Annotated in this window: 5 protein-coding genes; 2 read left to right on the plus strand and 3 right to left on the minus strand. The window is 70.6% G+C overall.

The features are described 5' to 3' along the window. Positions 1-126 precede the first annotated feature (126 nt). Genes C998_RS0110740 through C998_RS0110750 form a run of 3 tightly spaced genes read right to left on the minus strand, consistent with a single transcriptional unit; the run spans position 127 to position 4128 of the window. Positions 127-1551 (minus strand): deoxyribodipyrimidine photo-lyase, encoded by a 1425-nt coding sequence (locus tag C998_RS0110740; RefSeq protein WP_018870869.1) that lies wholly within the window; start codon positions 1549-1551, stop codon positions 127-129. Next, entirely contained in the window at positions 1548-3110 is a 1563-nt protein-coding gene (locus C998_RS0110745) for a cryptochrome/photolyase family protein (protein WP_018870870.1), read from the minus strand. The genes C998_RS0110740 and C998_RS0110745 overlap by 4 nt, the downstream gene beginning before the upstream one ends. Positions 3111-3132: 22 nt before the next feature. Next, the gene (locus C998_RS0110750) at positions 3133-4128 is read right to left on the minus strand and encodes a MerR family transcriptional regulator (RefSeq protein WP_018870871.1); all 996 of its coding nucleotides are present in this window, start codon (positions 4126-4128) and stop codon (positions 3133-3135) included. Positions 4129-4259: 131 nt separating this feature from the next. Here C998_RS0110750 and C998_RS0110755 point away from each other — a divergent pair, with 131 nt between their 5' ends. Beyond that, entirely contained in the window at positions 4260-6188 is a 1929-nt protein-coding gene (locus C998_RS0110755) for a thioredoxin domain-containing protein (RefSeq protein WP_018870872.1), read from the plus strand. A gap of 120 nt (positions 6189-6308) precedes the next feature. Next, a partial coding sequence (locus C998_RS14095; RefSeq protein ID WP_038081992.1) for a contractile injection system protein, VgrG/Pvc8 family occupies positions 6309-6656 on the plus strand: 348 nt, incomplete at its 3' end.

The following is a 6656-nucleotide window of genomic DNA, read 5'->3' on the forward strand; positions in this document are numbered from 1 at the left end:
AGGGGCTGCAAGCTAAGGCGCGGTCTCTTGATCGGCTTCATTTCCATTCTCAATCCAGCAAAACTCTCTAACATTACAGTGTAGCACCGTACGTTTCGCCCGGTCTGCGATGACGACGACGGTGCCTCAACCATGGTCGGACCTCGGCGGGTTCTTGATGGTGGCGAAGGCATCGAGGGCGGCCTGGCGGCTCTGTTTCAGGTCGACCATGGGGGCGGGGTAGTCGGCGGCGAGGCCGGGGCGCAGCTGGTGGATGTCGCGGGCGGGGGCGCGGGCGAGTTCGGGGACGAAGCGCCGGATGTAGGCGGCGTCGGGGTCGAAGCGTTCGCCCTGCCGCTGCGGGTTGAAGACGCGGAAGTAGGGCGCGGCATCGGCGCCGCAGCCGGCGGCCCATTGCCAGCCGAGGGTGTTGGCGGCGAGGTCGGCGTCGACCAGGGTGTCCCAGAACCAGCGCGCCCCGGCATGCCAGTGCAGGCGCAGGTTCTTGGTGAGGAAGGAGCCGACCGCCATGCGCATGCGGTTGTGCATCCAGCCGGTCTCCCACAGCTGGCGCATGGCGGCGTCGATCACGGGGATGCCGGTACGACCCTGCTGCCAGCGTTCCTGGTCTTCCGCCGACTCCCGCCACGGGAAGGCCTCGAAGCGCGGGTTCAGGGGCTGCTCCGGGGTGTGCGGGAAGTGGTACAGCACGTGGTGGGCGAAGTCGCGCCAGCCGAGTTCGCGCACGAAGGGCTCGGCCGGGCCGTCGGTCGGCTCGAGCCCGGCCTGGCGCAGGGCGCGCAGGATCTGGGTCGGGCTGATCTCGCCGAAATGCAGATGCGGTGACAGCCGCGAGGTGCCATCGGTGTCGGGGCGCTCGCGGCGTTCGGCGTAGGCCCCCACGCCGTCTTTGATGAAGCCCTGCAGACGCTCCAGAGCGGCGCGCTCGCCGGGGTTCCAGGCCGCGGCCAGCCCGCTGTCCCAGCGGATGCGCGGCAGCAGCTCCAGGGCCTCCAGCGGTTCCGAGGCCGGGGGTGACGGCGGCGCGGGGATGCAGCTCGGGGCCGGCAGCGGGTCGCGTTCCAGCCCGCGCTTGCAGGCGGCGCGCCAGTACGGGGTGAAGACCCGGTAGGGCGTGCCCTGACCGGTGGCCAGTTCCCAGGGTTCGTGCAGCAGGGCGGCGGCGAAGCTGTGCACCTCCAGGCCGTCTTCGCGCAGCGCGGCCTTGATGGTGGCGTCGCGCGCGGTGATCGCCGGTTCGTACAGGCGGTTCCAGTAGACCGCGCCGGCGCCGGTCTCGCGCACCAGCGCGCGGAGCTGTTCGAGGCTGGAGCCCCGGCGCAGCGTCAGCGTGCCCCCCAGGGCCTCGAGCTCGCCCCCCAGCGCCTGCAGGCTGTGATGCAGCCACCAGCGTGACGCCGCGCCGGGGGCCCAGGGCGCTTCTTCGTCCGGGGCGTGGATGTACACCGGGATCACCGGGCCGCCGTGGCTGAGGGCGGCGTGCAGCGCGGGCTGGTCGGCCAGACGCAGGTCGCGGCGCAGCCAGACGAGGGCGGGGGACGGGGTACTCACAGGCGGTCTCCTTCGCGCAGGCGCCGGCGCAGCTCGCCCGCGCGGTCGCGGATCTGCTGCAGGCGTTCGGGGTCCATGCGTTCGACGTGCTTCCACTGCAGCGCGGTGCGCGGGTGGCGGGCGAAGCGCTCGCGGTGGCGGTCGAGGAAATCCCAGTACAGGGTGGTGAACGGGCAGGCGCGCTCGCCGATGGCCTCGCCCGGGTCGAAGCGGCAGTGGCGGCAGTAGTTGCTCATGCGCTGGATGTAGCGCCCGGTGGCCACGTAGGGCTTGGAGGCCATGCGCCCGCCATCGGCGTACTGCGAAATGCCGAGCACGTTGGGCAGCTCCACCCATTCCACTGCGTCCACGTAGATGCCGAGATACCAGGCGTGGATCTCGCGCGGCTCCACGCCCAGCAGCTGGGCGAACAGCCCGGTGACCATCAGGCGCTGGATGTGATGGGCGTAGCCCAGCCGCAGGGTCTGGCCCACGGCCTGCGCCAGGCAGGTCATGTCGGTGTCGGCGTCCCAGTACAGCCGGGGCAGCGGCTCGCGCGCGTCCAGGGCGTTCCAGGTGTGCCAGTCGTCGCCGAAGTGGAAATACAGCCCGCGCACGTATTCGCGCCAGCCGAGGATCTGGCGGATGAAGCCCTCCACCGCCTCGATGGGCGCGTGCCCGTCGTGCCATGCGGCCTCGGCCTCGCGGATGGCCGCGCGCGGATCCAGCAGGTGCAGGTTGAGCGCGGCGGAGATCCGCGCGTGGTAGAGCCACGGCGCATCGGTCCACATCGCGTCCTGCCAGGTGCCGAAGGCGGGCAGCCGGTTCCGGATGAAATCCTCCAGCGCCGCCTGCGCCTGCTCCGGGGTGACCGGCCAGTCGAAGGCCTCCAGCTCGCCCGGCAGGTCCGGCAGGTGGGTGCGCACGTCGTCGATGGCCTCCCGGGTGATGGCATCGGGCGCGAAGCCCAGCGGCTCCGGGATCAGGCCGGGGCCCTGACGGCCGAAGCTGCCCCGGTTGCTGGCATCGAAGTTCCACGCGCCGCCGGCGGGCGCCTCGCCGTCCATCAGCACGTCGTGCTCGCGGCGCAGCTTGCGATAGTAGTGCTCCAGGCGCAGCTCGCGGCGCGACCCGGCCCAGCGGCCGAAGGCCTCGGGGGTGTCGATGAAATGCGGGTCCTCTTGGATCTCCAGCCGCACCCCGTGACGTGCGGCGGCGTCTTCCAGGTCCCGCTGCACGCGCCGTTCGCCGGGCTGCAGTACGCACAGGCGCTGCGGTCGCAGACGTGCGAGGTCGTGTTGCAGCGCCCCACCGAGGTGTTCCTGTTCCGGGCCCTGCGCGGAGTCGAGCGTACGGTAGTGCACGGTCAGCCCGGCCGCGCGGCGGCGTTCGGCGAAGTGGCGCATCGCTGCGAGGAACAGCGCGGTGCGGGCCCGGTGCGAGGGGACGTGAGTGGATTCGCCGGTGACTTCGGCCATCCACAGGGCATCCTGTGCCGGGTCGAGGGTGGCGAGGACGGGGTGTTCGGGGGCCAGCTGGTCGCCGAGGACGATCAGCAGCGTGCGCAGGGGCGTCGCCATCGCCTCGGGCCCATCCAGGGGATCAGCCGCGGCCCAGGTACTGCCAGAGCCGGTCGGCGGCTTCCAGGGGGGCGCCGGGCAGGACTTCCACCGGACGCTGGCGGTCGAGATTGGACAGCTCGAGGGCGGCGGAGCCGGCCAGGTAGACCGGCGCTCCGGGTGCCGCCAGGATTCCCTCCACCTGATTGAGGTCCGGGCTGCGCAGCAGGCGCGACGAGCCGTGCAGGACAATCCCGCGCGCACCCAGGGTGCCGACCAGCGACTCCAGCGCAGCCGCACTGGTCGCGTCGAACAACGACAGGGTTGCGAGACCGCGCCGGGCACAGCTGACCTGGAGCAGCATGCCGCCGACCTGCTGATGACCGCCGCCGAGCACCAGGCAGGGCGCCGCAGGCCCTTCGCAGGCCCGCAGGGCATTGCGCAGCTGGTCGGCCAGGGCGGCGGTCGCCCAGGCGGAGAATACCGCAAGGCGCACCTCGCCCTCCGGCGAATGGCGGGACTCCTCGCGCAACTGACGATAGACCTCGAGGAAGGCGCGTTCGTGCACCCCGTCCCATCCGTGACGCATCACCAGCCGCGCGTAGGCGCGGTCCAGCTGCTCCACGTCCAGCGGGTCCACCGCGTGGTACAGCGCGTCGGCGATGGGGTCGGCGGTATGCGGGGCAATCCCGGGGCCACTGATCGCCGGCCGCCGGCCGGGTGCCGGCGAGGCGGGTGCGTCGTCCGCCTCGGGGGCGCCCGATTCCTGTGCCGCGGCGTCTTCGTCGCGCTGCAGCACGCGATGGACCTGCGAGACCGGGATGCCCTGGTCCAGCAGTTCCATGATCCGACGGACCCGCCGGATGTCCTCCTCGCTGTAGAGGCGGTGCCCCTTGGGGGTGCGCATCGGGCGGATGAGCCCGTACCGACGCTCCCACGCGCGGAGGGTGACATCATTGATGCCGGTCTCCGCACAGACGTGCCGGATCGGGTACAGCCCCGCCTGCTCGTTCGAGTCGTTGTCGGTTGCGATGGCCATGCTCCGAACTATACAGGATCTGTACAGACCATGTACGAAAAAGGTGGATGCCGGCTCGGGAATTCCGCGAGGGAATGCTTGATCAACTTGAGCGGTCTTACAGACATTACACGTCCGGATTGAGGTAGGCCATGAGTTTCATGAATCCCGTGTCCGAAATGCGCCGCACGCTTGCGGTTCTGGCGGCAGGTCTGGCGCTGGTCCTGGCCGGAGCCCATCCGCTGGCGGCCGAGCCGGCGAATCCGGAGATGGCCGACAGCATTTCCCCGTATCTGCGTCTGCACGCGGAGGACCCGGTGCAGTGGCGGGCCTGGGATCGGGGCCTGCTGGACGAGGCGCGCGAAAGCGGCCGGCCGCTGCTGATCTCCAGCGGTTATTTCTCCTGCCATTACTGTCACGTGATGCACGAGGAAAGCTTTCTCGACGAGGGCATCGCCGAGCGGCTCAATGAGCATTTCATCCCGGTCAAGCTGGACCGCGAGGTGCATACCGCGCTGGACACCTACCTGCTGGAGTTCCAGCGCGCGACCGGGGGCAGCGCCGGCTGGCCGCTGAACGTGGTGGTGATGCCCGAGGGCCATGCGCTGACCGGGGTGGTCTATGCCCCGCGGGATGGCTTTGCCAACTTCCTCGACGGCGTGGTGGAGCGGCTGACGGCGGATGAGGAGCGCCTGGCCGAACTGGCCGCCGCCGGCTCGCGCGAGCTGGAACAGCGTCTGCGCGACGGGGAGCAGCCCCTGTCGGCGGAGCGTGCGGCACGTCTTCCGGACGTCCTCTGGAGCCGCATGGAACGCGAAGCGGATGATCTGGGCGGGGGCTTCGGGCAGGAGACCAAGTTCCCGCATTCTCCTTATCTGGATGCACTGCTGACCGCACAGGAAGACACCCGCGCTCCGGACTGGGTCGGGGAATTCCTGAGCATCACTCTGGAAGAGATGGCCGGATCCGGGCTGCGCGACGTGCTCGGCGGCGGCTTCTTCCGTTATTCGGAAACCCCGGACTGGGGGACGCCTCACTTCGAAATCATGCTCGAGGACCAGGCGCAGCTGGCGCGTGTCTACCTGCGTGCCGGCGAGCTCTTCGGGCGCGAGGACTGGACGCGGATCGGCCTGGAGACCCTCGATTTCGTCGGCCGCGAGATGGCCCTGCGCGATTCCGACCCCGGCGCGGCAGGCGCACCGGAGAGCGATTTCCGGGGCTTTGCCTCCAGCCTGTCGGCGCTGGACGACCAGGGCCGCGAGGGCGGTGCCTATCTGTGGCCGGGCTCGGCGCTGGAGGCCGCGCTGGAAGGCCACCCCGAGCCGGAGCTGGTGCGGGCGCGCTTCGGCATGGACGGCGCACCTGCGTTCAGCGCGGGGCATCTGCCGGCCGACCGGATGGACACCGCAGCCCTGGGCGAGCGCTTCGGCCTCGACGAGGACCGGGTGCGCGAGTACGTCGACCGGGGGCGCGAGGCGTTGATCGAGGCGCGTCAGGAACGCGGCCTGCCGCGTGACGAGAAGGTGCTGACCGGCGCCCATGGTCTGCTGCTGTCGGCGCTGGCCGAGGCGGTGCGTCAGGATCTGGGCGAGGAGTACGCGGCCATGGGCCGGGACGTGCGCGACTGGCTGGCGGCACGCGCCGACGAGCCGGAGGACCTGCCGGCGCTGCTGGGCCTGCCCGCGGAGGAGGCCGGCCCGGCCACGCTGCCGGATTACGCGTACGTGGCCCGCGGCCTGCACGACTGGGACGCCGCCACTGACAGCGGAGACGGCGAGCGGGTGCGCGCCCTGCTGCGTACCGCCTGGACGCGTTTCTCCGGCGAGGATGGTTTCCGCACCACCGAGGACCCGCCGCTGCCGGGCATGATCGCCGAGCGTTTCCATCCGGCCGTGCACCGCCCGTCGGGTACCACCGCCGTGCTGCAGCTGACGGCCGAACACGCCGCCGCGGATGCGGATCTGGAGTCCGCGCTGGCCGACTATCCGCTGGAGCCGGGGCAGGGCATCGAGAGCAATCCCCTGCACCACGCGGGCCTGATCCTGTGGCTGGAGGATCGCGGGGACAACGTTCGAAGGTGAATGGGATGGAAAGGCGAGGGATAGGATTTTGTGAAGTTATTCCCTTGATTCCCGTGTCCACATACGGGAGGGTTTTCCGAAAACTACGCCCTGACCCTGGACTGAACCACGGAGTGGTTAATGCCTTCTCGCAACGGACTGTTCTTCACCCTCGCGCGTGCGGGGGTGGACCCCGAGACCCTGCCCGCCGTTACCCGCTTCACCCTCGACGAGGCGCTGTCCCGGCCCTTCACCCTGAGCCTGGATCTGGTCCACCCCAGCCCCGATCTCGACCCCGACGACTGGATCGACCAGGGCCTGGCGCTGACCATCCACCAGGACGGCCAGGTCACCCGCCGCGTCCACGGCATCGTCACCGACTTCGAGCGCGGGCGCACCGGCGCCCGCCGCACCGCCTATCGCTTCGTCGTCCGCCCCGCGCTCTGGCGCCTCGCCCTGCGGCGCAACGCCCGCATCTTCCAGCAGGCC

Source organism: Thioalkalivibrio sp. ALgr3 (assembly GCF_000377325.1).
GTDB lineage: Bacteria > Pseudomonadota > Gammaproteobacteria > Ectothiorhodospirales > Ectothiorhodospiraceae > Thioalkalivibrio.

What these genes read in the sequence shown, in the direction of transcription:
- C998_RS0110745 (WP_018870870.1), bottom strand. Translation starts at nt 3,110, where the DNA reads ATGGCGACGCCCCTGCGCACGCTGCTGATCGTCCTCGGCGACCAGCTG.
- C998_RS0110755 (WP_018870872.1), top strand. Translation starts at nt 4,260, where the DNA reads ATGAGTTTCATGAATCCCGTGTCCGAAATGCGCCGCACGCTTGCGGTT.
- C998_RS0110750 (WP_018870871.1), bottom strand. Translation starts at nt 4,128, where the DNA reads ATGGCCATCGCAACCGACAACGACTCGAACGAGCAGGCGGGGCTGTAC.